Consider the following 25,354-nt stretch of genomic DNA (forward strand, 5'->3'; position numbering starts at 1 on the left):
TGCACAGTTGCTTTTATTGCCGTGCTGGATAGCTGGATCTTTCATTCTGCCGCCTCCTCCTGACGGCATATGCGATCATACGGCGCATCTTCAAAACATGCCTATAAGAATATTCTACAGTGAAGAAATCAAGCAAAAAATATATATTGATAAGTTTCATTTATCTTCATTCGTCCTACAAGATAGAAATTATATTTTTCTTAATTGTCAGAGATATGAAAAAATCCGAAACTTTAATCTTATGAAACAAAGCATTATCTAAATTTGAAAAAAGAATCATGGCCGCGCCATAAGCAAAAATCGGCTCATCATTTAAAATCTATGCACCATAGAAATGAGACTGCATTTACGGCCAAAATCTGATCCAAAAAAGTTTAACCAACATAAACTTTACCTTTTTTATCATATTATGTCTGGTCAAGAAAAACATTTTTGATATGTTAGCTGGAAGCGCAAGGCTTGGGGGAAATTCTCCCAATTGAAAGATCATTTTATGCCCCTTTTTAAAATTGAAGCATCCGTGGCTCAGGCAGATAAAAAATGTTTCCCCTTTGATCGCGCCGGTCGCTTGACCTTATTGATTACGTTTTTAAGCCTGTTGTCGGGTATAGTTTTTTACAGCCATTTATCATGGGAACAGACAGTCGCAGTTATGCTGAGTGTCTTTTGTATCGGCATGTGGGCAACCTCCGCCGTCCCTGAATATTTGCCTGCTTTTGTTTTCTTTGTCATTGCGATCATTTTTCATGCAGCGCCGCCGGATATTGTGATGGGCGCCTTTGTTTCATCAACCATCTGGCTTTTATTCGGCGGGATGATTGTCGGCAGCGCCATTCGCTATACCGGCCTAGGAAAGCGTGTCGCGATTTTACTCTCCGCCTGTATCGGCACGACTTACACAAGCGTCATTACCACAACGGTGATGTTCAGCATGGCGCTTTCATTTTTCATTCCCTCCTCCATGGGACGGATTGTTCTGCTGGTACCAATCGTTATTTCGCTGGCCGAACATGCCGGATACAGCAAAACCTCGAATGGAATGCTGGGTATGCTGATGGCTGCCGCTTTTGGTACCAATATACCTGCTTATACGATTTTGCCGGCCAATCTTCCCAATATGATCCTTGCCGGTGCTGCCGAAAATATTTACGGAATTAAAATCGGCTATTGGAACTATTTGCTCTTACATTTTCCGGTGTTGGGATTTATCAAAGCCTGCGTGCTGATCGCTTTGATTATCAAGCTTTTTGCGGAATCAACACCGCCTCAGATATATGAAGAACGAACAAAATCGGCGTCGATGTCGGTACAGGAAAAATGGCTGACCCTAATCATTGTTCTGTCACTGCTGCTTTGGTTTACCGATGGATTTCACCAGGTTTCGCCGGGCTGGATCGCGCTGGCAGGCGGTGTTTTATGTTTGTGGCCGGGCAGCGGGCTGGTCTCTCCTAAATGCCTGAATGAAGAGATCAATTACGGCACTTTGTTTTTTGTCGCCGGTATAATGGGGCTTGGTGCACTGATTGCTCATAGCGGACTTGGCACGATAGTGGTGGCGACGCTGAGCAACTTTGCCGGTTTCGAACAGGGTGAAAGCTTGGGCAATATTGTGTCCATGACCATCATGGCGATGATTGTTGCCACCATCACCAATCTGCCCGGTATTCCAGCCGTTATGACGCCCGGTGCCGAACAATTATCAATCCTCTCCGGACTGCCGATTGAAACCGTGTTGATGACACAGGTTTTAGCCTTTTCCAGTGTCGTTTTGCCTTATCAGGCACCGCCCTTGATTGCCGCAGCACAAATTGCGGGCTTACCCTTACGCAGCGTGATAAAACTTTGCTTCATATTGTTCATGGCAACGATCATCTTCATTCTGCCACTTGATCTGCTATGGTGGAAACTGATGGGCATGTTTTAAAAATTGCCTTTTAAACTATCTATAGTTGATGTCTTTATTGTGTGGCATCAACAAGCACTTGCATAAAGAAATAATATGACTACTAAAATCATATTAAGAATTATGTGCCATTGATAATGAATAATTACAGCATGCGGCTTTAACTCAGGCGGCACTATTAGCGAAAAATGTCATGAATTGGGACCTGCAAGATCTGTTCAGAAGACATGCAACGGATATTGCCCGTTTTCTGCGCCAAAAGGGTCACGATCCCGAAACGGTGAAAGATATCACTCAAGATACTTTCATGCGCATTCATGATACGGAAAAGCATAAAAATATCAGCAATATACGATCTTATTTATTCCGTATTGCCGATAATCTAGCGACCGATTATTTCCGCGCGGCAAAGTCGCGTAACCGCTATGTCACTGCGTCAGAAACATTTGATGCAGCAGATGAGAGCCCGGATCAAGAACGCGTGGCTGATTATCGCCAGCGCCTTGCACTGCTGGAAAAAGCCGTTGCATCTTTGCCGCCAAGGCAAAAACAAGTATTTCTGATGCATAAATTTGACGGCCTCAGTCATGTCAAAATTGCACAAGAATTAGGTATCACCCGCAGTGCGGTTGAAAAACTGATTATGAAGGCGCTCGCGCATTGCCGTGAACAACTTGGCGAGCATCTGGAATGACAATGCTTGCTTTCGCCTATAAAAAAAGTGAGGTATCAGGCGGTGTGAAACGTCTTAATAATAAGCCTTGCACAGCTGGCATGGTTACGGTTTCACACATGTGTAGGAAAATAGTCGGCGGTCACGATGGTAAATAGCAATAACGACAAAGCTTTAACCTCACGCGATGAGGCCTTGGCATGGTTCGTTACCATCAATTCCGGCAATGTATCCGAAGCCGAGCGCGCAGAGCATGCGACATGGCTGGCCCAAAGCCCTGAAAATGCATCAGAATATCAGTCACTTGGTTCCATCTGGACAGATTTGGATGCGATGGGCGATCCGCGCCAAAAACAAGTAACCTATCGTCCGGCGCTTAAAAAAACGGCCTCAAGGCGGGCTTTTTTGGCAGGTGGTGCTGCACTGGCTGCAAGTAGCGCTGCTATTTTTGTCATTCAACCGGATTTTTTAACCAGTGATTATGCGACCGGAACCGGTGAAATGCGCAGCATCATCTTGGCGGATGGCAGCCATGTGGATCTTGATGCCGATAGCGCCATTGCGGTTGATTACAGCAATAACACCCGCTTGATCAAACTCTTGCGCGGGCGCGCTTTCTTTGATGTGGCAAAAGATACAAATCGTCCCTTCACAGTGCAGGCAGCCGGCGGCAGCGTCACCGCGTTGGGCACACGTTTTGTCGTACATGAATGGGCAAATGAAGTCACAGTCTGGGTCGAGGAAAGTGCGGTTTCGGTTATTGCACCCGATCAAAGCAAAAGAATTGTACAAGCATCGCAGCTGACAATTTTTAATTCTGCCGGTTTTGGGCTTTTCGATACTGTTGATGCCAATATTGAAGCCGCCTGGAAAAGAGGCAAGCTCATTTTTGAAGACCGCCCTCTCCGGCAAGTTTTGGCAGATGTCAATCGTTACCGGCGCGGCATCATCCGCGCAACCGACAGTAAGCTGCTTGATATGCGTGTCAGCGGAATTTTTGATATCAATCATCCGGACGGCGTATTGGACGTCATCCGCAACACTTTGCCAATCCGCAGCAGAGAGCTTACACCCTATCTGGTTTTTTTAAGCCCGGCATAATTCCCTTTAAATCCTAAGCATACAGTTGAAAATATAATATGATAATTATTTTCAACTTTAAGGGTGAGGGAGTCGCATGCAGGACTCGTCTTTGTCAGTGAAGGGCATTGTTATGCCGGCAAGCACGATCAGGACGGAGTATAATAAGAAACCATGCATATGGAATTTTCAGGCAATTTATCCATGGGGATGAAAACAGGAAAACTGTTGCTGGCACTGCTTGCCTCGACAGCAATTCAGATGAGCCCGTCTTTTGTGCCAACCGCTCATGCCCAGCAGGCCAATATCAATTATTTTATTTCGGCCGGATCATTGGGCTCGGTGATTTCCAGCTTCGGCGATCAATCCAATCTGCAGGTTCTTTATCAGGCGGATCTGGTACGCGGCAAACAATCAGCAGGTTTGCACGGCAGCATGAGCAAACAGGAAGCCTTGTCTCGCCTGCTGGCGGGTACGGGCTTGGGCTATAACTTCACCAATGCCAACACCGTGACAATCACGGATCGCGTCGCTTCCGCCACAAGTGCTGCCACCAATGACGACGGCTCTATTCTGCTGGAAACGATCACGGTGAGCGGTGCCCTCAACAATGCCGATAAACCCTTCCAGACATCAGGCTCCTCATCTTATATCAGCGCCGAGCAAATCCAGATTGTGCCGCCTTCATCCACCGGCGATATTTTGCGTAATGCACCGGGTGTCTTTTCATCCGGCAACCGTACCGGTCAGGCTCTGGACGTCAATATCCGTGGGCTTCAAGGCATGAACCGTATCGCCACGCTTGTTGATGGCGCCCAGCAAAGCTCATCCGCTTATCGTGGCTATAAAGGCATGAGCAGCCGCACCTTTGTCGATCCCGAATTTATTGGTGGCATCGACATTCAAAAAGGTCCTCCGTCAGGCGCATTGGGCAGCGGCTCAATGGGTGGCGTTGTCAATATGCGTACGCTTAATGCTGATGACATCATCATGGACGGCAAGTCATATGGGGTAAAAATCAAAGGCGGTTTTGCCGGCAACAGCGTCAAGCCGCGTGAGTATTTTTCTCCGCCTGATACTGAAGCACCACGTTTTGGCGGCAATGACTGGCTGAATGGCAACAGCAATATAGCCAGTGTTGCATTGGCCACCAAGCAGGATAATTATGAACTGGTCGGTGCTTTTGCCTATCGTCGCAACGGCAATTATTTTGCCGGTAAGCATGGCGAACGCCAAGTCAAACGCTTTAGTTTTGGTGGAAAATACACTTGGGGGCCAATGTCGGCCTATCGACCGGGCAGCGAAATTTTCAACACATCACAAGACACCAAATCGCTTTTGCTGAAAGGCAAGTTTAATTTCGAGCACGACCAAACGGTCGAGCTTGGCTATATTCGTTATGACAGCAAATATGGCGAGGAATACGGCGACATGAACAATCCCGTCGCCATTGGTGGCTGGCCGCCTTATCAGGCCAATTTGAGCCGCACCAAATCCGACATGTATACGGCAAAATATACGTGGACTCCGGAAGACAACGATCTGATCAATTTTCAGACCAATGTCTGGCATACCAGACTATCGGATGACTGGGCGGCGCTCGAAATTCTGACCGGTGTACCAGGTGACACTAAAACCGACACAACCGGTGTTGAAGTCACCAATGCCTCACATATTGATACAGGCTTTGGCCTTTTTGATCTCAATTATGGTGCTACTTACTCGCGTGAAAAGACAATACAAAATCCGGATACCAATATCGGGATGGAGGGAAGCCGTGAAGTTGGCGCGATTTTTGCCAATGCTGATTATAAACCGGTTGATTGGCTGACACTGAGCGCGGGTCTACGCTACCAAAGCTATCAAACACGCGATAAAAGCGAAAATTCCACGATTGACGGTCTTGATGGGTCACGTTTGTCACCAAGGCTGGGCGTGATGGTTGAGCCGCTTGACGGCTTCCAGATCTTTGGAAATTATGCACAAGGCTGGCGCCCGCCAAGCATCCGCGAAACGCTTTTCAATATGCCTGGTCTGATTGAACCAAACCCGCTTTTGAAGCCGGAGCGCTCTAAAAACTACGAAATCGGTGTCAATTATCTCAATGACAATCTGTTGCTTGATGATGATAAATTACGTCTCAAACTGTCTTATTTTGATAATAGCTATGATGATTATATTGTCAGAACCTATGGTAACCGTGCCGGTCTGCCTTATCCTTATCGGGTCTATGCCAATATTGACGGGGCAAAATTCAAAGGTTTTGAAATTTCTGCCTCTTATGATGCAGGTATGTTTTTTGCCGATGCCAATTTCAACCGCTACACCAATGTGAAATATTGCTATGCAACGAAAGCGGGTGAAGATTCTGCCTGTAATGACAGCACACCACCCGATGATTATCAAAGCATCTATGTGCCGCCTGTTTATAGCGGCTCGCTGACATTGGGCGCACGTTTTCTTGATGAAAGCCTGACAATTGGTGGCCGTGTTAACTTTGTCGGTGATCGCGCCTTGAAACGCAGCGGCGTCGGTATGGTTGAGAGCGAGTGGCGCTCCTATCAGGTTTACGACACTTTCGCTTCCTATAAGCTGAATGAGAATTTCTCCTTCAATGCCAGTATCGAAAACATCTTTGATCTCTATTATCTTGATGCGATGAGCGAAGCATTGACCCCTTCGCCGGGTCGTACTTTCCGCTTGAGTGCGACAGCGCGATTCTGATCTTTTTATAAAATCCCCAAGGCAGAACCATTCTTGCCTTGGGGATATCCTCTTTCATAAACCATGTTTAATTTTAAACATGATCTTTTTTATCATATTAACTTGATAAAAAATCCTGAAACAGATATGGGAGAAAAGACGGTAGGGCAAAGATTATATCAGATAAACAGTGTCCGGCTCAATAAACGTGCATGTTTGTCAATCTGGTCTGATCGCAGGAACCTCGCAATGGCACTTCTCAGCCATAGTTTCACTCATCTTTACGGATCGGAAAAAGGTCGTCTCAAACGATTTATCGCACGTATTGTCGGTAATAATGCAACAGCTGACGATTTGGTGCAGGATGCCTTCTCAAAGTTGATCGATGCATCCGACAAACAAAAAATTCATGAGCCTGCCGCCTATCTGACCCGTGCCGCCCGCAATCTCGCCCTCAATCATCTGCGCCATTTGCAACAAGGTATTGAGGTCACAATTGACGATCAGATATATCTCGCCATTGCAGATCGTAAACCATCACCGGAAATGGAAGTGCTTTACCGGCAGGAGCTACGCCGTTTGTTGACGGCACTTTCAAATTTGCCGCCACGCAGACGCGAAATTTTTATTATTCACCGTTTCGAAGGTGCAACTTATAGCGAGATTGCCGAGAGGTTTCAGCTATCGCGCCGTACTGTCATCAATCATATTTTTAATGCCCTTAATGATCTTGATCTGGCATTAGGGCCTGATTTTTTACAGTTTCCTTAGTAAGTTATTACTGCTCGAGTGTCTTTATTCATAAGACATTGCCACCTACTGGTGGTTTATTGCAATAAATTTGGCGAATTATTAAACCGGATGCACCTTTATGGTTGATGATCACCGATCCCCGCTCATACGTGAAGCCCTGCATTGGTTTGCAGTGCTCAGGGATGATGGTGCCACCGAAAAAGATTATCAGGCGTTTGAACAATGGAAAAGCCAAAGCGCTGAACATGAGGCTGCATGGATGCGTGCCAGTACGCTCTGGTCTGCCTTTGCACCGGTTGAAGCAGAATTGCGCCAGACACGCAGAACCAAACTCAGCAGGCGCGCTTTCATCAGTTCAAGTCTTGGCCTGTTTGGCGCTGCCGGGGGCGGTTATTTATTTTACCGCAACGGCATGTTTGCTGATTATGCTACCAATGCAGGTGAATTGAGAACATTGACTTTAACCGACGGTTCAGTGGTTGATCTGGGCAGCCGCTCGGCATTATCGGTTAATTATTCGGATGCCGGTCGCCACCTGACACTGCATTGGGGTGAAGCCTATTTCAACGTGGTGCCTGAACGCCGCCCCTTCATCGTCAATGCCAATGACGGGCAAACAACCGCGCTTGGCACTTCCTTCAATATCAAAGCCGACCACCAGCTTGTCACCGTTGCCGTAACCCAACATCAGGTTGAGATAGCTTTGCCCAATCTGCCGGCAAAACGCTTAAACAGTGGTTGGCAACTGGCCTATAATGGCGATGAAATTTTGGCAGCACAAGCTGTCGACATCAACAATGTCGATGCATGGCGCCGGGGACGGCTGATCTATCACAACGAAGCTTTAAGCAGTGTTCTCAATGATATCGAGCGATATCGCGGTGGTTTTATCATCCTCACGGACAAGAGGTTAGGGCAAATGCTGGTCAGTGCTGCATTCAGTACCGCTTCAGCCGATGCAGCCCTTGATTCAATTGCGCAGACCTTACCCATAAATGTTTCAAGGGCAGGTAATCTCGTCATTATCTCCGGTCGTTAAATTTTAAAAATAAATAACAAATCTGCTTGGTAACTTGTAGCTACCCGCGTGTCATACATATGAGAGCCAATAAACGGCACTCTTACCGATGACATTCGCCAATGGCGGAAATGTGAGGGGCTATAATGATGGAATACACGCAGTTGACCGGTAAGGTTTTAACCGCACAACACACATGTTTAACGCAGCCAACAAGCAGAAAACTTGCCTGCCTGATGGCAGCACTGATGATGACAACCAGTCTTTCAGTTGTGATGAAACCTGCCATTGCTGTTGCCCAGTCAACAAATAATGAGCGCCATTTCACTATTCCCGCCCAATCACTCTCTACTGCATTGCTGGCATTTTCCAATGCAAGTGGTGTCGATATTTTCTTTGATCAGAACGATATCGGCACCCGCACAACAAGCGGTCTCAACGGCAGATATACGGCACAAGCAGGACTGGCGCGGTTGCTTGCTGGCACCGGTCTTCGCTATCATTTTACCAATGCCAATTCCGTCACCATCAGTGACCGTGTTTCCAACAGTCATGACACCGCCGCACGTGTCAATGACGGCTCGATTTTACTGGACACGATCACTGTACACGGTCAGGTTCAACCGGAAAATGCACCCTACATGACTGCCGGTTCAACGGCTTATGTGTCAGCAGAAGATTTAAGCCGCCTTCCCTCCAGCAGTCAGGGTGATCTTTTCAAATCAACACCGGGTGTCGTTTCCGCAGGCAGCCGCTCCGGTCAGGGTTTGAATATCAACATTCGCGGCCTTCAGGGCATGAACCGCGTTGCAACCTTGATTGACGGCACGCAACAATCCACCTCCAGCTATACCGGTTATCGCGGGCAAACCAGCAGTGTGTTTGTTGATCCCGATCTGATTGCCGGTATAGATATCACCAAAGGTCCAAGTGATGGCCCGCTTGGTAATGGTGCAATGGGTGGGGTTGTGAATATGCGCACTCTCAATGCGCGTGATGTTGTGGCGGAAGGCAAAGAATATGGTGCCCAAATCAAAGCCACAATGGGCAGCAATACCAAAACACCACCGGCGGTTAATACCTACGAACAGCTCAAAGATGCGCCTTCATTTTTAAATGGCGACAGTTTCAACGGCTCAATTGCTGCTGCTACCGTTCAGGATAATTATGAATTTCTGGCAGCTGTTACCCGCCGTAAAACCGGCAACTATTTTGCCGGTAAAAAAGGCGGAAAACTGCTTGCTGATGATACTGGCGCATTATCACCGGTTCCACCGGGCGGTGAAGTTTTCAACACGTCGGAAGATTCCTTCTCGGTGCTTTTAAAAGGCAAAGCGCATTTCAATGAAGATACATCATTGGAATTAAGCTATATGCGTTATGAAAATAAACATGGGGAATTGGATGATTTTCCTTATGTTTACGGTTTCATCCCGCCAAGTCAGAAAGACCTGAACCGCCGCAAAGTGGATACTTTGACCGCCAAGCTGGCGCATAATCCTTCCGATAATCCTTATATTGATCTGCATGTTTCCTCATGGCTGACCAATGTCAAACGGGAGGCACCTATCAGCCTCGAAGGAAGTGCTGATGTCAAAACTTATGGCGTGGAAATTTACAATAACTCCAGTATCGAAACTGCGCTTGGCCATTTGGCACTGACCTATGGCGCGCAGATTTCTTTGGAAGATTCAGACGGAGATGAACTCTATGATTCATATTCATGGGATCCATCGCAAACATATTTGATCAGTGCCGGGCCGACAGGAAAAAGGCGTCTTGCCAGTGTTTTCAGCCGTGCCAATTATGATGTGACAGACTGGCTTAGTTTTGGCGCGGGGCTTCGTTATGATACTTATAAAATCGAACAAGGCGGCGGTGCTTTGGCACATTATGGCGATAAAAACGGCTCCCGTTTGAACCCGTCTTTGTCAGTGACTGTCACCCCTTGGGAAGGCATCCAGTTTTATGGTCATTATGCGCAAGGCTGGCGCCCGCCGGCTCTGCGTGAAACAAGCTTCCAGCTCGGAACCATTCTTTATCCCAATCCCGATCTGAAGCCTGAAAAGGCCGAGAATTATGAAGCCGGCATCAATGTAATGCGCACGGATATCTTTACCGACGGCGATAATTTGCGTGTGAAAGCCAGCTATTTCCATAATAAATACAAAGATTATATCATCCGCGACTCCATCGCTCAAAACTGGTCCGAGCCACGCCATTGGGCCAATATCCCAAGCGCTACATTTGAAGGGCTGGAGCTCTCCGTCAAATATGATACGCAACGCATATTCATTGAAACCGGACTGACCAGATATTCCAAGGTCGAGTTTTGCCACCAGCTGACAGGTTGTGATTCAAAAGCTATCGGCATTGATTATGGCAGTAATTATATTCCGCCAAAATATTTGCTGACACTGAGTGGCGGTGTTCATATGTTTGAACAAAAACTGACTGTGGGCGCGCGTGCAACATTTATAGGTGAACGCGCTTTGAGCGAGTCAATGGGATTGGGCTATGTAACCCCGACGCTTTGGCCTAAGCGAACAATTGTCGACCTGTTTGGTAATTATAAATTCAACGAGACCGTCTCTTTGAATTTCAATGTCGAAAACCTGACAAACCAGTATTATCTGGATCCGCTTTCATTCACACGGGCACCTGCACCGGGGCGCACGATCAGAGCAGGCTTGACTGCCAAATTTTAATGATAAAAATGCCGGACATGTTCACAGCTTGTCCGGCATTTTTAATTATTTGATTTCAATTTTTCAGGTGGATGGATTGAAACTTCATCATTGTCATCAATAAAAATCCGGTGCCCTGCACCTTCAAGATCTTCATATTGACCATTTTTCAGTGTCCAGAAAAAAGCAGCCAGTGCAATGCCGCCTAAAATCAGCGCGATTGGTATCAAAAAAATCAGGCTGCTCATCAACAACCTCCATAAAAATCCAAAAATGTCAGCTTTTGGCAACCGGTTTTAATGAACCGGCTTTCAATCGCAACGCATTGGCTACAACCATGATTGACGAAACAGACATTGCCAAGGCGGCAATAAGTGGTGTGACATAGCCTGCCACCGCAACGGGTATAGCGATAGCATTATAAATAATCGCCAGCACAAAATTCTCCCGCACCAATTTTGCCGAAGCTTGAGCAATCGACAATGCAGCGGGAACTGCAGCAAGACTCTTGTGCAGAAAAACAAAATCAGCAGCATTGCGTCCGATATCTGCCGCGCTGGCAGGTGCCATAGATACATGGGCTGCGGCCAATGCAGGTGCATCATTCAACCCGTCCCCAACCATCAATGTATGATAGCCCTCGACTTTGAGCCCGTTCAAGCGGGAGACTTTATCGGCGGGCAACAGACCCGCAGCATAATTATCAATATGTAATTGGTTACTAACCTGCAAAACAGCTTTTTCCTGATCACCGGATAATAAAAGAACTTTTATTCCTGCTTGGTGAAGTTGCCGGATCGCCTCATCAGCAAAGGGCCGCAACTCATCTAGAAATGCAAATGATGCCGCACATTTTCCGTTACATGAAAAAACAGTGCCGCTCATTTTATCCCCTTCAATATCTGAAAGTGCCCAATCGGCTCGGCCAAGCCGGTAGGTATCTTCACCAATTCGCGCCTGCAATCCGAAACCTGCATATTCCTGAATAGACAAGAACAGGATTTTGTCTTGTAAATCGTCAAGTTTGCGCGCTATCGCTTTGGAATAAGGATGATTGGATTGGCGGGCCATTGCGGCAGCGATAGTGAGCTTATCAGCAGTTATCGGTATAACTTGCGCGACCGGTGAGCCCAATGTCAGCGTTCCTGTTTTGTCGAAAACAACTGCATTCACGGCATTCATACGTTCAATCGCCGAACCGTCTTTAACCAAAATTCCATTTTCAAACAAACGTTTGGCAGCCACAACCTGCACAATCGGTACAGCAAGACCAAGCGCGCAAGGACAGGTAATAATCAGCACCGCAATGGCAATGGTAATAGCTTGATGCCAATCACCAGTTGCAATAAGCCAACCGATAAAAGTGAGTAACGCCATAGAATGGACAACAGGTGAATAAAGTTCCGCCGCACGATCGGCAATGCGCCGATAATGGGCGCGGCCGTCTTCTGCCGCCTCCATCAAACGCAGCATTTGTGCAAGAAATGATGTTTTGGCTGTGGCCGTTGCCCTTATGATCAATGGCGCAGTTAAATTAAGCATGCCTGCTTGCACCGCCATGCCAGGCTCAACACGTCGCGGTGCAGTTTCGCCAGTTGCAATCGCACAATCAAGTTCGGAAATACCTTCAGCAATTTCGCCGTCAACCGGCACACGATCGCCGGCTGCCAGCACCATACGCATCCCGGTTTTGATTGCATCAACCGGCAAATAAGAACGGCCGCCATCCTCATTTTCAATTGTTGCGCCATTTGGCACGAGACGTATAAGCCCTTCCACGGCACTGCGGGCTTTTTCCCGCATCATATAATCCAAAGTACGGCCGATAAGCAGAAAGAAAATCAATGATGTGGCAGCATCAAAATAAGCATGCGTGCCGTTATGAACCGTATCGTATAAACTCAACAGATAGGCAAGAATGACACCGATAGAAATCGGCACATCCATATTTGTACGCCCGTGCCGCAATGCCGCCCATGCCGATTGGAAATAAATCCGGCCGGAATAAAGCAGACATGGCAGGGCAATAAATGCTGAAATCCAATGAAATGCATGACGGGTTGCCGGATCGGCGCCAGCCCAGACGCCAACGGAAAACATCATCACATTCATTGAGCAGAAACCGGCAACCGCTAAAGCCAGTACCAGACGTCTGAGTTCCGGATCACGATTTTTTCGTTCTGCTTCGGTGAAATTAGCAGCAAAACCGATCTCTTCCAATGCAGCTACAAGATCAGGGGCTTGATCTGCATGCCAATGCACATTGACCCGTTTGGTGGATAGATTAACCCGAACACGCTCCACACCTTCAAGCTTTCGCATACCGGTTTCAATAGCACGGATACAATTGGCACAGTGGATAGCGCCGACGGACAATTCGCTTTCAAAAATGCCGCCACTGATTTCACGGCTGGCGATCAATTGCTCTTCGACACGCGGATTTTTAATCATGGCCATGAGGGGCTGAGCACGGGCCGAACAACATGTCATCTGATGGCCTTATAGCAATGCCAGCTGGCATGCCCCAATAGCGGAAAGATGACAATCATGCCGAGAAAGCCTGTGGCAAAACATAGTATAAAAAGCCCGACGACAATCGCGCCCCAAACCAACATGACCGGCAGGTTATTCCACACAAGCGACATGCTGGTGCCCATGGCAGTAAAACAATCTGTTTCTTCTGCCAGCAACATCGGAACCGCAAACATACTGATGGCAAAACCAAAAGAGGCAAACAGCCCGCCAACACAAATACCGGTAACCAACAAAGCCCAGCCCTCCAATGTTGTGAAAAGCATGATCACAACACCTTCGACCCCCGGAAAAGGATTGAGCCCAAAAAAAAGCGCATAAATAATAACCGCAGAACGCATCCATAAAAGCATCAGGCCACACAAGATTACACCTGTGAACCATAGCTGTGAACCGGAAGCGGCGCGCACCATGATCATGCGCATAAAACTGACCGGTTGCCCCTCTTCCAGATCACGGCTTTTTTGATAAAGCCCCAATGCAAATAATGGCCCGGTCACCATAAAACCCGCAATGGCCGGAAACAAAATATAATCAAGATGAAACCGCAACAGCCCCCAGACAACGCCCAGAGAAACCGCAAACATCAACATGCCGTAGGTCAAACTGCCCAGCGGTTTTCGCCATAAGTTCCGCCAGCCCGCGACCAACCAGTCAAAGGCCGCCGTTAGGGGTAAATGCCGGTTATTACGCCCCACCAATGGTGGCTCTGTCATTTGCGCTTGTTCAATCATCATGATGGTTCCGCCTTTAACAAGAAGAGCGCGCGGCACGATGCGCGCCGTCGCTGCCTGACTTGGCATGAGGTACACAATCCGGTTGCGATTGAATCGCAACAAAGATCAAATGAGCATTGGCAACCACAAATAAAACCACCACAAAAAGCGCGATTAAAATTGCGGTTATGCGCCAATGATTGCGTGTTTTCACAATTGTCGTTGTCATGGTGTTTGCGAACCCAGCGACAACACATAGGCCGTCAAAAGCTTGATTTCGGCAGGACTGAAACGGCCTTCCCATGAGGGCATCTGCCCTTGGCGACCATAATACACAGATGTATAAACCGACTGAAGATCGCCCCCGTAAATCCAGTGTTTATCGCTTAAATCCGGTGCACCGACATCTGTGCTGCCTTGCCCCTCATCACCGTGACAGGCACTGCAATTATCAGCGAAGATTTTCTGCCCCGCATTGATTTTTGCAGCCTCTTGCGCATTCATTTCAAGGCCGGATAGCGAACGCACATAGGCAACGACTTCCAGAATTTCACTGCGCAGCAAAACCTCTTCTTGTCCAAAACCCATCATTTGCGACATCCGTGTGTCTGGGTGGGCTGAATTGATGCCGACACGGATTGTTTCAGCAATTTCATCCGGCTCCCCGCCCCACAACCAGCTGGAAGTTGTAAGGGCAGGAAAGCCGGCGCCCCCGGTTCCGCCAGTACCGTGGCAGACCGAACAGTTATCCGCAAAAAGCGTGCTTCCAGTAGCTTTCACATGTGCCATCAATTCAGGATCGCCCGAGATATCGCCAATTTCTTTTTCTGCAATCTGATCCATCCATACAGCGCGTGAAACAGCTGCCGCCTGAACTTTCTTTGCGACTGTATCTCGCTGATCAATGCCGAGCAGTCCTTTGGTATAGGTCACGCCCAATGGCCATGCAGGCATCAGCACCCAATAAACAATGCCGAAAAGCGTCGTCACAATAAGAAAGAATTTTACAACGCGCGGAACCGGATTATCCAGCTCTTCAATACCATTCCACTCATGGCCGGTTGTTTGCTGGCCGGTCACCGGATCAAGTTTTTTAATAGCCATAACAATGCCCCGACTAAGCCTTTGGACGATCGTCTTGATCTAGAATGGCGTATTTTGCCCGCTTGAACTGCTTTTGATTGGCGGGTCGCAAGGCGTAAATCAGCACACCTATGGCCATTGCAATCAGATAAAACAGCCCCCAGCTCTTGGAAAGGGCGACTAAAAATTCATGATTAATTTCCATCGCCTAACTCCGTTCGTTCTGCTGTTTCCAGATAGGCTGCATCCGTCAACTTGCCCAAAATTTGTAAATAGGCGACAAGCGCATCCATCTCGGTCAAGCGCTCTGCATCGCCGTCAAAAACGCGGATATTGGTGTTTTCACCGTAACGCTCAACCACCCCTTCAGCGCGTGAGCTGTCAGGATGTGCCTGCCCATAAGTATCCGCTTCAGCATTGATGATCATCTCGTCGGTGTAAGGCACACCCACTGCACGTTGCGCAGCCAAATGATTGGACATGTCATCAATCCGCAGCGTATTTTTCATCAGCCACCCATAACGCGGCATGACTGATTGCGGCACCACATCGCGCGGATTGATCAAATGTGCCACGTGCCATGCATCACTGTATTTGTCTCCCAGCCGCGCCAGATCAGGGCCGGTGCGTTTGGAACCCCAAAGCATGGGATGATCATAAGAAGATTCCACCGCCAATGAATAAGGGCCATAGCGCTCCACTTCATCACGCAAAGTGCGTATCATCTGCGAATGGCAGGCATAGCAGCCTTCACGAATGTAAATATTGCGTCCTGCCAGTTCCAGCGGCGTATAGACACGCATGTCCGGCGCGTCTTCAACCGTTTCATTGATGGTAAAGAGCGGAGCAATTTCGACAAAGCCGCCGATCGATGCCACCACTATGATAGCCACCACAAAGCCGATGGCACTTCTTTCCAGCTTCCCGTGAAGTTTAGACATTATTACTCTCCCGCCTGCGCCCAAACAGCATTGGCCGGTACATCAGCAGACAAAGTGGTGTCAGCCGCGATTTGGCGCGCCATGCGGATAGTCATCCAGATGTTATAGGCACAAACCACAGCTCCGCTTAGGAAGAACAAACCACCTACCGCCCGCGCGATATAGTAAGGATGCATCGCCTCCATACTTTGGATAAAGGAATAGCTGAGCGTGCCGCTTTCATTATAGGTGCGCCACATCAGGCCTTGAATGATGCCCGAATTCCACATTGCAAAAATGTAGATAAATGTGCCTGTGAGCGCGAGCCAGAAATGTACTTCGACAAGCTTTGGCGAATACATGGTTTTGACTTTCCACATCCAAGGCACAAGCGCATAGAATGAGCCGAATGTAATCATTGCAACCCAGCCAAGCGCTCCCACATGCACATGCCCAACCGTCCAATCAGTATAATGCGACAGTGAATTGACGGGACGGATTGCCATGAACGAACCTTCAAATGTGGTCAGTCCGTAGAAGACCGCCGACACCATCATGAAGCGCAATGTTGCGTCATCCCGAACCTTGCCCCATGCGCCGTTTAGTGTCGCCAGCGCATTGCCCGCAGATGCCCATGAGGGAACCAGCAATACGATGGAAAATGTCATGCCGAGTGTTTGCACCCAATGCGGCAAGGCCGTGTAGTGGAGGTGATGCGAACCGGCCCACATATAAAGAAAGGTGATGCCCCAGAAACCGATAATCGACAGCCGATAGGAATAAACCGGTCGCTCTGCCCGCTTTGGCAAATAATAATACATCATGCCCAAAAAACCGGCCGTGAGGAAGAAGGCCACCGCATTGTGCCCGTACCACCACTGCGTCATCGCATCCTGAACACCGGAAAACAGCGAATAACTCTTGGCTTGCCCCCATGAAATAGGCACAGCAAGATTATTGACAATATGCAGCAAGGCGACCGCCAGAATGAACGCCATATAATACCAGTTGGCGACATAAATATGCGGCTCCTGCCGGCGGCGCAACGTTCTTAAGTAAATGCTGAAATACACAACCCAGACGATCACCAGCAGAATATCCGCATACCATTCAGGCTCGGCATATTCTTTGGATTGAGTAATACCGAGCGAATAACCGGTCACTGCAAGAATACAAAACAGGTTATAGCCAAGCAGCACGAACCAAGGGCTGATCTGATCCGGCAGACGTGCACGGGTGGTTCTTTGCAAGACATGAAAAGATGTTGCAATCAGACCATTGCCGCCAAAGCCAAAAATCACCCCTGTTGTATGTATCGGCCGCAGACGGCCAAAACTTGCCCATGCTTCGTCGACAAAGGTGAGCTCCGGCCATGCCAGAAGGGCAGCCACCCAAACGCCGACAAACATACCAAGCAGCGCCCAGGCAACAGAAATCACAATCCCCGCACGTGTCGGATCGTCATAATATTGCGTGAAACTTTCCGGTGATGGCTCCGGCTCGTAAAGGCCCGATAAAACTTTAAAAATCAACCCGACACAAAAGGCCAGAATGATAAAACCATGCACGGCCAGCGGGTCATGTCTTCCGGCGACAGCAAGTGCAAGGCCGGCCAAAGCAAAAATAAGCAGTATAGCCACCGCCCATTTGCGCTGGAACACAGTAATATTCGCTATCATAAGTGCTACTCCTGCAAGCCGTCAGCTTCAGCAAGCAACAGAGCGATTTCTGCACCAATCTGCATGTCATCAACAGCACCAATCGCGTGGTAGCGAATGATGCCTTGACGATCGATCAGTACCAAACTGGGTGTGCCACGTAATTTATAAGCTGCCATCGTCTGCGGAATGGCGCTATCAGCGCATGGGCGATCGACGGCAATGGGAAAACGCAAACCATATTCATGAATGAACGCTTCAAGAGATACAGGGCTCATGGCAGCATGATGTTCAAAAACCGTATGGACACCGATTACTTCAACATCCTGTTTTGCAAATAACTGGCTGATCTTTTGCGCCTGCGGCAGACCATGCTGAACACATCCGGGACAAAGCATTTGAAAAGCATGGAGCACCACCACTTTTCCGCGCAATGATTTCAAACTCAACGGCGTTGCGGTGTTGAACCATTGTGCAACAATGAGTTCCGGAGCGGACTGACCCTTCATGGCTATCACTTCCTTGTGCATCACAACCAAACTGGCAGGTGGTGTCTGTGATCAGACAAATCCACCGCGCCGCACAAAGCCTAGCTGAATGGGGTAACACAAAAGAGTTCCAGTTAAGGAAAGCCGTATAGGCCAGCCTAATGTATAAATAAGTTCATTAAATTAATAACTTAAGTTAAAGCTTGCCACAAAAACAAAGAGCATGACAAGCCATAATACTGCCTTTTTCGAAAACTTCACAAAGCTGCTAAAGCTATGATTCAATCGGAAACAACCGCTTCATTTTCTTTTGCAATGATGCGCATGATAGTCCGGTAAGACACATTATATTTTGAAGCTAAGGTTTGGATTTTTTCCTGTTTTGTGTGAACTGCATGGTGAATTTCCTGTGCCTGAAGGGCCGATATACGCGGCGGACGGCCAAGCTGTATACCTTTATTGCGCGCTGTCTCGAGGCCTGCGCGGGTGCGTTCACTGATAAGCGAGCGCTCAAACTCAGCCAAGGCTGCCATCATATGAAAAACTAAGCGCCCACTGGAAGAACTTGTATCAATATTCTCATTCAATGAGCAAAGTTCAACGCCACGTAATCCAAGTTCTGCCAGAAACTCAACCAATCCGATCAGTGTTCTGCCGATTCTATCCAAACGCCAGACAACCAGAACATCCCCACGTTGCAAATATGCAACAACCTTATCTAATCCTTCACGCGAGAAGGTGGCTCCAGAAATGCCCTCATCGGTAAAAATGTGATCACAATTGGCTTTTTTAAGCGCCTCAATTTGCATATCCACGCGTTGTTCGCCGGTTGAAACCCGTGCGTAACCTATTCTCATTCCCATGTTTTTCTGTATTGACCTCGACTTTATTCGTGTTCTGCACAATCCGGTGAAAACATCAACGTGCACAAGATTGCTACTAATGAACGCAAAGCCAAGGAAGGCAACCATTGGTAGCAAAATAGTGTTGACATAAATGATCCTTTACGCCGCACGACTGTATCCCCCTGATCAACTTGCGAAAATGCCGTGAATCCGGCATATATTCGACGCATTTTTGAATTATCTTAGGAATGACAAAAAGGATGGTTTTTGACCACAGCTCTTGTGGGTAAAAAAGAATTTCATAAAACTAAAATAATCCTTTTAGATCAATTAGTTCTAAAAATAATTACTAACTTCATAAGCATCCTCACGCCCCCGGCATTTTTGTCTTTGGGGGTCTGAATGTTCGATGAATTTGATACTTTTGACCATCAATATGTGCTGGAAGTGGCTTCTGCCATCGATTCAGCTCGCATGTCATTCCATATTCAAGGCATCCATTGTGCGCAAAATCGCCATGATATTCTTTATCACGAGTGTCTTGTCCGCATGGCTGCACCAAATGGCGAGCTATATAACGCCAGCGAATTTGTCCCTGCCTTGGAAGTTTTGCAGAAAACTTCTTTGCTTGATCTCCACATGATCGGAGAGGTGCTCAATCGGCTCGAAGCAGATCAAACAGCCGTTTTGGGTTGTAACATCAGTGCAGATACTGTTTCCGGCGAAAAAGAATGGCCTCTTATTCTTGATCAAATCCAAGATCGTAAGCATCTAACGCAACGCTTGGTTCTTGAGATTATCGAAACCCGCCCACTTGGGATTTTGAGTACTCTGGCAGATCGGTTAGAGGAGGCACAAAGCTTAGGTTGCCGCATCGCAATTGATGATTTTGGTGCCGGTTATCTACCCCCTATCCAGCTCTATTCACTTAACCCGGATATTATCAAAATCGATGCCGGTTTCATTTGGGCCACACGTCAAGATGATAGCTGGCTGAACAGCATCCACCATTTTGTACAATTTGCGACGTCTTTCGCACCCATAGTGGTTGCCGAAGGTATTGAAACTGAATCTGACCTGATACGCGCCGAGAAAATTGGTTTTACTCATGTCCAAGGCTGGCACCTGTCCAAGCCTGTCTCATTGCCGGCAATGAGGAACATCTGAAACATGTCAAATTCCATCGGAAAAAGCATAAAAGGTCTTTTGTCAAAAAAATTCTGTCTGCTGTCTGGCATGACTTTCTGGTTCAAATAAAAACCCGCTTACCTGCTGGTAAGGACCATTTACAATTTGATGAAGCAGCAAATAAAAACTGTTACAGTGAAAATGTAGAATTACCGATATGTCCGCAATGCCTTGATGCAAAACGACTCTTCAGTTGTGCCCGCTGGCCGGATTGCGGCTGTCCAGATGGCACCAGAGACGTGTTTTGTCAGGGCAAGACTGTACCATGCCAATGTGTGGACAAAGATCAATCTCACAGGCATTCTTTTTCGTCAGAACGTCTGCATAGTTCATTGATCACCGCAAGCTATGTGGCGCCAGCGTTGTTATGGATGTCACTGGCATCATCCCGCGCGTCATCTCAGTTATCTTTCACATCATATTCAAGATCACTGCCACCAGCACGACTTAATTCCGGCGGCTGATAAGCGTTTAAACTTACTGAATATGTTCAGAATTGCTTAAATCTAACAGTAGAAAATTTAAGCAATTCAACTCGTCCCAAAGCAATATTTATTTAATAAAACGAATAATATTGCAAACTTTGTTTCATTTGGAGGTCATTATGAAATTTAAATCTACCCTATTATCCACTGTATTTTCAGCCGTAGCTATTCCAGCTGTTTATGCTGCCGATGCGGTTGTTTATACAGAACCTGTACCCGTAGCTGTTGTTGATACATTTTCGTGGACTGGGGGATATATTGGTTTAAATGCCGGATATGCCGGCGATAAATTCAAACACCCATTCACATCAACATCAGTACCACAAGTGAATGCACCAGAATCTCAAGTCATGGCGCTCAGAGCAGCGGGCGGTAGTATTGTAAACTCTGGTTCTGCGGACATTACGGCAAGTGGTTTTGCTGGTGGCGTGCAAGCAGGTTACAACTGGCAATTCGACAATAATTTTATTGTCGGTATTGAAGCCGACTTCCAAGGCTCAAACATGAAGGGTGAAATCAAACTTCATCAAGATGATATGCAGGTAAAAGCCGGCACCAAAGTCAACTGGTTTGGTACAGTACGCGCCCGTCTCGGCTACACACCTGTTGAGCGTTTCATGGTTTATGCAACAGGTGGTCTGGCTTACGGCAAGGTCAAATCCTATGCTGATGCTTCGAATGGCTATGAATCAGAAAGCCTTTCAAAATCCAAAACCAAAGCAGGTTGGACAGTTGGTGCCGGTGCAGAATATGCCTTCACCAACAATTGGACACTGAAAAGCGAATATCTCTACACCGATCTTGGCAAGACCACTTTAGCCAATTTCTCGGATGATTGGGGCACGCATTTCAAACTGAAAAATGATGTCAGTTTCCATACTGTACGTGTTGGGCTGAATTATAAATTCTAATTTCAAACCAGCAGTAATAGAAGCCGCCCTGCTCCAGTCGGGCGGCTTTTTTCATCAATCAATTATCAAGCTTGTTTGACAATCATATCACGCGGCATGTCGGAGAGGACTTCAGCGCCTGTCGAGCGCATGATCACGATCTCTTCCTGACGTACGCCAAACTCTTTCGCCAGATAAATACCTGGCTCGATCGAGAACACCATGCCTTCTTCCAAAATCACATCGGACGTGCCGGTGATGTAAGGCGTTTCATGCACATCCAACCCCAAACCATGGCCGGTACGGTGCAGGAAATAGTCGCCAAAACCTGCCTGTGTAATGTGATCACGCGCTGCACGATCCACTTCACAAGCTTTGACACCCGGCTTGGCGGCGGCGATTGCTTTTGCTACTGCTTCATTCACAATATCAAACACTTGCGTGAATTTCTCTGTTGGTTCACCAAAGAAACCGCTGCGGGTCATGTCGGACGGATAGCCGTTCAATCGCGCACCAATATCGATCATCACAGCATCGCCGCTTTGTAACTTGGTTGCGCCGGTATGATGGTGTGGATAAGCACCATTTTCACCAAAGCAAACGCTGACGAAAATAGGCCGTGCGCTATTAGCCTTGAAATGATCACGAATAACAGTTGCTACTTCCAGCTCTGTAATGCCGAGTTTCAATGCATCATAGCCTGCCTGCATGGCAGCATCATTCAACAAGGCGCTGGCTTTGAGCAGAGCATATTCATGCTCGTCTTTATGCGCACGCAGATGGCCAACGGTGTCATTGGTAAATTTGCGCGCTGTGTGCGGAACATTGTCCAAAACCAGCAAGGCGAAATCCGCACGCATGGTTTCATCCAATGCTATCACCGGATTGGCTGGCAGTTCGCAAGCGCTAACCAGTTCGTTAAAAGCGGCAATCGGTCCATCGGCATCCGCCCAAGTGACAAATGGCAGATCGGTTTTATTGCGTGCGCTATCCGCATTCAAAACAGGCATCAAAAAGCCCGCATGTTTTTGCGAAACGAGCAGCATTACAGCGCGTTCATCGCCATGCGGATCAACGCCGCTCATATAAATCATATGCGTCGAAGGCCCGATCACCACCAGATCGGTGCCGGTTGCAAGCATTTGCTCACGCAATGCCGCAATACGCTTTTCGTTTGAAAAAGACATGTTCAAATTCCTGATCTCAAAAGTTCGAGGGCTGCAATACAGCCCTCGAAACCTTTGATTTTTAGTTTTTGGTCACAAGACGATAATAAACAAAATCAGCAATCGCGCCATTCACATAGCCGTTTACTTTGTTGTTCATCGGAACCTGATAGGCAGCCTGAAACATAACGACAATCGGCGACTCTGCCTGAACGCGTTTTTGCAGTTCAGTATAAAGCTCTTTACGCTTTTCTGCATCTGGCTCGGATAAGGCTTTGTCGGTCATGTCATTGATGTCGTTTGGAACCGCCCAAGCATTGCGCCATGCTGTGGTTGCCTGATAATTCTCGTCGGAATTATCACGGTTATAAGCAAATGCTTTGGCATTGGAATGCGGATCCATGAAGTCCGGCCCCCAATAGAGCAACACGCCATCATGGCTGCGTTCACGATATTTGGTAATGACCTGAGAACCGGTGCCCGGCAGAATGTCGAAATTGATGCCGCCTTCAGCAAAGCTTGCCTGCAAGGATTGAGCCATATCGGCAAAAGGTGCCGAATTGATCACATCAAGCTTCACATTGATCGGTGTTTTAATGCCGGCATCTTTCAGGATCTGTTTGGCTTTTTCAGGGTTGTAGCTATATGGCGTTTCGTCATATGAACCAGGGAAACCCTTTGGCCAGAATGCCTGATGCGGCACCATCTGACCTTTAAGGAAGGTATTGGACATGCCTTCATAATCAACCAGATAACGAGCGGCTTCCCAAACAGCTTTCGGCTGCAAAGCTTCTGATTTTTGGTTGAAAGCGAGGAAGTGAACGGCTGCCTGCGGGAAGCTTTCTACTTTGATATCATCGCTTTTGATACCGGCAATCTGGTCGGCGGTCATATTGCGCGCCATATCAACATCACCTGATGTCAGCAACAATTGCTGCGTCGCAGATTCCGCCACATGACGAATGACAATGGCACGCATCGCAGGTGCGCCTTTGAAATAATCAGGATTGGCGTTCAAGCGTACCATTTCACCCGGCTTATAAGCAGCAAGTGTGAAAGGGCCTGAACCTGCACTGTTGGTGTTCAACCAACCATTGCCCATATCGCCGTCTTTTTCATTGGCCATCACTGTTTTTTCATCAACAATGGAAGCCGGACGGGCAGCCAGTACGTTCAGCACAAAAGCGGATGAGAAATCGCCATCATATTTGAGCACAACCTGACCGTTATCGACTGTAATCATCTCATCGACATTTTCAGGTGTCCAGCCAAGCTGGGTGAGGATGAAAGCCGGTGTCAGATTCAGCTTGATGACGCGGGCAAGCGAAAAGACCACATCTTCCGCACGCACCGGATTGCCGGAGTTGAACTTGGCATTTTCGCGCATGGTGAAGCGGATGGTTTTTGCCGCTTCATCGGCAACCCATTCGGATGCCAGACCTGCTGCCAAAACGCTTGTATCTTCTGCATCATATTGCACCAGACGGTCATAAAGATTGCTGACCAGTTCACCTGATGAAAACTCGTAAGCCTGTGCCGGATCGAGTGCTACAATATCATTGATATTTTGTGCCACCACCAAGGAATGATCCGGCGTTGCCGCCCATGCAGGCTGCATGAACGGCAGTGTCAAAGCGGCCGCCATCAAGGCTGCTTTATAAAATTTCATAAAAATTTCCTCCACTTCAGTTTAAGTGCTGTTGTCAGCGTGTCAGTTGTTGATATGCATCACAAAATTTTGGTCGGCACCTCCGGCACCACCACATTGTTCAAACCGGAATTATTGAAAACGGCCAGTGAGCCAACCCATAATAGGCGGGCTGGTTTATCGCTGCGATTGCCCCATGAATGAGGCGTGATACCGCGATAATGCAGGCTGTCACCTTCAACCATGGTAAATTCCTGCCCGTCGAGACACAGAATGATTGAGCCTTCCAGAATGTAAATCAGCTCGTCGCCTTCATGGCTGACAGCCTCGGCCTCATAACCGGCCGGTGCATTCAAAATGAATGAAGAAAGCTGGTTGCCCGGTAATTGACTGCCAAGCTTTTCATAAAGCAAAGGCGAACCGGCAATCGAAAAGCGCGGGCGGGTGGCCGCTTGGGTAAAGCCCTGCTCCAATGTCGGCTCAGAGATAAAATAATCCAGGTTCACTTCCAGCGCGCGGGCAATACCGGCAAGCGCTGCCAAGGTGGGCGTTGCGAAATCCCGCTCGACCTGACTGAGATAACCAACCGACAAATTGGCGCCATCGCCCAATTGCTGCAATGTCATGCCAAGCTGCTTTCTGCGCATACGGATCAGGTGTCCGATCTGCGTTTCAAGCTCTGATGATGGGCGGCCAAGTTTTTTACTCAAATTTTTCCCTCATAAAAATTTTTTTGATTTAATCAGATTTTTCGTTATTATCCAAGTGAAATTTTGCAAAGAGCATAGTGAAGTAAAGCGCTTTTATCCGGTTTTTTCATTGAAAAACCATAGGAAACGCGCCGGAAATCAATTGTTTGAGCAAAATCAAATGACATGCCTGTGGGAGGCTCAATGATCTTTTTCTTCATGCCGCATG

22 protein-coding genes are annotated in these 25,354 nt (G+C 47.7%); 9 read left to right on the forward strand and 13 right to left on the reverse strand.

From position 1 onward, the window contains the following. Positions 1-493: 493 nt before the first annotated feature. From ACI0FR_RS07890 to ACI0FR_RS07920, 7 genes are all read left to right on the forward strand, one after another. On the forward strand, positions 494-1,924 hold the full coding sequence (locus ACI0FR_RS07890) for an SLC13 family permease (protein ID WP_404908805.1): 1,431 nt from the start codon (positions 494-496) through the stop codon (positions 1,922-1,924). Between the two features lie 172 nt (positions 1,925-2,096). Continuing rightward, positions 2,097-2,597, forward strand: coding sequence for an RNA polymerase sigma factor (locus tag ACI0FR_RS07895; RefSeq protein WP_404908802.1), 501 nt, complete (start codon positions 2,097-2,099; stop codon positions 2,595-2,597). Between the two features lie 126 nt (positions 2,598-2,723). Then, the gene (locus ACI0FR_RS07900; RefSeq protein WP_404908799.1) at positions 2,724-3,677 is read left to right on the forward strand and encodes a FecR family protein; all 954 of its coding nucleotides are present in this window, start codon (positions 2,724-2,726) and stop codon (positions 3,675-3,677) included. A gap of 183 nt (positions 3,678-3,860) precedes the next feature. Beyond that, positions 3,861-6,380 (forward strand): TonB-dependent receptor, encoded by a 2,520-nt coding sequence (locus tag ACI0FR_RS07905; RefSeq protein WP_404908796.1) that lies wholly within the window; start codon positions 3,861-3,863, stop codon positions 6,378-6,380. 228 nt (positions 6,381-6,608) lie between these two features. After that, complete coding sequence (locus tag ACI0FR_RS07910) at positions 6,609-7,130, forward strand: sigma-70 family RNA polymerase sigma factor (protein ID WP_404908793.1); 522 nt, start codon at positions 6,609-6,611, stop codon at positions 7,128-7,130. Positions 7,131-7,230: 100 nt separating this feature from the next. Continuing rightward, positions 7,231-8,151 carry a FecR family protein gene (locus ACI0FR_RS07915; protein ID WP_404908790.1) on the forward strand — a complete coding sequence of 307 codons (921 nt, stop codon included), beginning with the start codon at positions 7,231-7,233 and terminating at the stop codon, positions 8,149-8,151. 125 nt (positions 8,152-8,276) lie between these two features. Then, entirely contained in the window at positions 8,277-10,838 is a 2,562-nt protein-coding gene (locus tag ACI0FR_RS07920) for a TonB-dependent receptor (RefSeq protein ID WP_404908787.1), read from the forward strand. Positions 10,839-10,879: 41 nt separating this feature from the next. On the opposite strand, the gene ccoS is transcribed toward ACI0FR_RS07920, so the two are convergent. The 9 genes from ccoS to ACI0FR_RS07965 all read right to left on the reverse strand — a co-directional run bounded on the left by ccoS (position 10,880) and on the right by ACI0FR_RS07965 (position 19,071). After that, positions 10,880-11,065: a cbb3-type cytochrome oxidase assembly protein CcoS gene (gene ccoS, locus ACI0FR_RS07925; protein ID WP_374831259.1), complete on the reverse strand. Its 186-nt coding sequence runs from the start codon at positions 11,063-11,065 to the stop codon at positions 10,880-10,882. 28 nt (positions 11,066-11,093) lie between these two features. Next, positions 11,094-13,274: a cation-translocating P-type ATPase gene (locus ACI0FR_RS07930; protein ID WP_404908784.1), complete on the reverse strand. Its 2,181-nt coding sequence runs from the start codon at positions 13,272-13,274 to the stop codon at positions 11,094-11,096. Positions 13,275-13,303: 29 nt separating this feature from the next. After that, positions 13,304-14,086: a DUF2189 domain-containing protein gene (locus tag ACI0FR_RS07935; RefSeq protein ID WP_404908868.1), complete on the reverse strand. Its 783-nt coding sequence runs from the start codon at positions 14,084-14,086 to the stop codon at positions 13,304-13,306. A 204-nt stretch (positions 14,087-14,290) separates the two neighbouring features. After that, a complete protein-coding gene (gene ccoP, locus ACI0FR_RS07940; RefSeq protein ID WP_404908778.1) occupies positions 14,291-15,169 on the reverse strand; it encodes a cytochrome-c oxidase, cbb3-type subunit III in 879 nt (292 codons plus the stop codon). Positions 15,170-15,182: 13 nt separating this feature from the next. Beyond that, positions 15,183-15,353, reverse strand: coding sequence for a cbb3-type cytochrome c oxidase subunit 3 (locus ACI0FR_RS07945; protein WP_374831265.1), 171 nt, complete (start codon positions 15,351-15,353; stop codon positions 15,183-15,185). After that, a complete protein-coding gene (ccoO, locus tag ACI0FR_RS07950; RefSeq protein WP_404908775.1) occupies positions 15,343-16,089 on the reverse strand; it encodes a cytochrome-c oxidase, cbb3-type subunit II in 747 nt (248 codons plus the stop codon). The genes ACI0FR_RS07945 and ccoO overlap by 11 nt, the downstream gene beginning before the upstream one ends. Before the next feature lie 2 nt (positions 16,090-16,091). Next, on the reverse strand, positions 16,092-17,747 hold the full coding sequence (gene ccoN, locus ACI0FR_RS07955; RefSeq protein ID WP_404908772.1) for a cytochrome-c oxidase, cbb3-type subunit I: 1,656 nt from the start codon (positions 17,745-17,747) through the stop codon (positions 16,092-16,094). Between the two features lie 5 nt (positions 17,748-17,752). Then, the gene (locus ACI0FR_RS07960; protein ID WP_404908769.1) at positions 17,753-18,235 is read right to left on the reverse strand and encodes a peroxiredoxin family protein; all 483 of its coding nucleotides are present in this window, start codon (positions 18,233-18,235) and stop codon (positions 17,753-17,755) included. A gap of 260 nt (positions 18,236-18,495) precedes the next feature. Next, on the reverse strand, positions 18,496-19,071 hold the full coding sequence (locus tag ACI0FR_RS07965) for a recombinase family protein (protein WP_374831273.1): 576 nt from the start codon (positions 19,069-19,071) through the stop codon (positions 18,496-18,498). Between the two features lie 390 nt (positions 19,072-19,461). Here ACI0FR_RS07965 and ACI0FR_RS07970 point away from each other — a divergent pair, with 390 nt between their 5' ends. Both ACI0FR_RS07970 and ACI0FR_RS07975 read left to right on the forward strand, forming a co-directional pair. Then, positions 19,462-20,226, forward strand: coding sequence for an EAL domain-containing protein (locus ACI0FR_RS07970; RefSeq protein WP_404908766.1), 765 nt, complete (start codon positions 19,462-19,464; stop codon positions 20,224-20,226). A gap of 625 nt (positions 20,227-20,851) precedes the next feature. Continuing rightward, positions 20,852-21,643, forward strand: coding sequence for an outer membrane protein (locus tag ACI0FR_RS07975; protein WP_404908763.1), 792 nt, complete (start codon positions 20,852-20,854; stop codon positions 21,641-21,643). Positions 21,644-21,708: 65 nt separating this feature from the next. On the opposite strand, the gene ACI0FR_RS07980 is transcribed toward ACI0FR_RS07975, so the two are convergent. From ACI0FR_RS07980 to ACI0FR_RS07995, 4 genes are all read right to left on the reverse strand, one after another. Further along, the gene (locus ACI0FR_RS07980; protein ID WP_404908760.1) at positions 21,709-22,809 is read right to left on the reverse strand and encodes a M24 family metallopeptidase; all 1,101 of its coding nucleotides are present in this window, start codon (positions 22,807-22,809) and stop codon (positions 21,709-21,711) included. A 61-nt stretch (positions 22,810-22,870) separates the two neighbouring features. Beyond that, on the reverse strand, positions 22,871-24,457 hold the full coding sequence (locus ACI0FR_RS07985; RefSeq protein WP_404908757.1) for an ABC transporter substrate-binding protein: 1,587 nt from the start codon (positions 24,455-24,457) through the stop codon (positions 22,871-22,873). A 59-nt stretch (positions 24,458-24,516) separates the two neighbouring features. Then, positions 24,517-25,146 (reverse strand): helix-turn-helix domain-containing protein, encoded by a 630-nt coding sequence (locus tag ACI0FR_RS07990; protein ID WP_404908754.1) that lies wholly within the window; start codon positions 25,144-25,146, stop codon positions 24,517-24,519. A gap of 47 nt (positions 25,147-25,193) precedes the next feature. Then, entirely contained in the window at positions 25,194-25,346 is a 153-nt protein-coding gene (locus ACI0FR_RS07995) for a hypothetical protein (protein WP_374831287.1), read from the reverse strand. Between the last annotated feature and the right edge of the window lie 8 nt (positions 25,347-25,354).

The sequence above is a fragment of the Paenochrobactrum sp. BZR 201-1 genome, assembly GCF_044987585.2.
Lineage (GTDB): Bacteria > Pseudomonadota > Alphaproteobacteria > Rhizobiales > Rhizobiaceae > Paenochrobactrum > Paenochrobactrum pullorum.

Excerpts from the sequence above, each read along its gene's own strand:
- ccoP (WP_404908778.1), bottom strand. The coding sequence starts at position 15,169 with ATGGCTATTAAAAAACTTGATCCGGTGACCGGCCAGCAAACAACCGGC.
- ACI0FR_RS07960 (WP_404908769.1), bottom strand. The coding sequence starts at position 18,235 with ATGAAGGGTCAGTCCGCTCCGGAACTCATTGTTGCACAATGGTTCAAC.
- ACI0FR_RS07945 (WP_374831265.1), bottom strand. The coding sequence starts at position 15,353 with ATGGAAATTAATCATGAATTTTTAGTCGCCCTTTCCAAGAGCTGGGGG.
- ACI0FR_RS07980 (WP_404908760.1), bottom strand. The coding sequence starts at position 22,809 with ATGTCTTTTTCAAACGAAAAGCGTATTGCGGCATTGCGTGAGCAAATG.
- ACI0FR_RS07915 (WP_404908790.1), top strand. The coding sequence starts at position 7,231 with ATGGTTGATGATCACCGATCCCCGCTCATACGTGAAGCCCTGCATTGG.
- ACI0FR_RS07970 (WP_404908766.1), top strand. The coding sequence starts at position 19,462 with ATGTTCGATGAATTTGATACTTTTGACCATCAATATGTGCTGGAAGTG.
- ccoS (WP_374831259.1), bottom strand. The coding sequence starts at position 11,065 with ATGAGCAGCCTGATTTTTTTGATACCAATCGCGCTGATTTTAGGCGGC.
- ACI0FR_RS07985 (WP_404908757.1), bottom strand. The coding sequence starts at position 24,457 with ATGAAATTTTATAAAGCAGCCTTGATGGCGGCCGCTTTGACACTGCCG.
- ACI0FR_RS07910 (WP_404908793.1), top strand. The coding sequence starts at position 6,609 with ATGGCACTTCTCAGCCATAGTTTCACTCATCTTTACGGATCGGAAAAA.
- ccoN (WP_404908772.1), bottom strand. The coding sequence starts at position 17,747 with ATGATAGCGAATATTACTGTGTTCCAGCGCAAATGGGCGGTGGCTATA.
- ACI0FR_RS07905 (WP_404908796.1), top strand. The coding sequence starts at position 3,861 with ATGGGGATGAAAACAGGAAAACTGTTGCTGGCACTGCTTGCCTCGACA.
- ACI0FR_RS07890 (WP_404908805.1), top strand. The coding sequence starts at position 494 with ATGCCCCTTTTTAAAATTGAAGCATCCGTGGCTCAGGCAGATAAAAAA.
- ACI0FR_RS07895 (WP_404908802.1), top strand. The coding sequence starts at position 2,097 with ATGAATTGGGACCTGCAAGATCTGTTCAGAAGACATGCAACGGATATT.
- ACI0FR_RS07935 (WP_404908868.1), bottom strand. The coding sequence starts at position 14,086 with ATGATGATTGAACAAGCGCAAATGACAGAGCCACCATTGGTGGGGCGT.
- ACI0FR_RS07975 (WP_404908763.1), top strand. The coding sequence starts at position 20,852 with ATGAAATTTAAATCTACCCTATTATCCACTGTATTTTCAGCCGTAGCT.
- ACI0FR_RS07995 (WP_374831287.1), bottom strand. The coding sequence starts at position 25,346 with ATGAAGAAAAAGATCATTGAGCCTCCCACAGGCATGTCATTTGATTTT.
- ACI0FR_RS07900 (WP_404908799.1), top strand. The coding sequence starts at position 2,724 with ATGGTAAATAGCAATAACGACAAAGCTTTAACCTCACGCGATGAGGCC.
- ACI0FR_RS07920 (WP_404908787.1), top strand. The coding sequence starts at position 8,277 with ATGATGGAATACACGCAGTTGACCGGTAAGGTTTTAACCGCACAACAC.
- ACI0FR_RS07930 (WP_404908784.1), bottom strand. The coding sequence starts at position 13,274 with ATGGCCATGATTAAAAATCCGCGTGTCGAAGAGCAATTGATCGCCAGC.
- ccoO (WP_404908775.1), bottom strand. The coding sequence starts at position 16,089 with ATGTCTAAACTTCACGGGAAGCTGGAAAGAAGTGCCATCGGCTTTGTG.
- ACI0FR_RS07965 (WP_374831273.1), bottom strand. The coding sequence starts at position 19,071 with ATGAGAATAGGTTACGCACGGGTTTCAACCGGCGAACAACGCGTGGAT.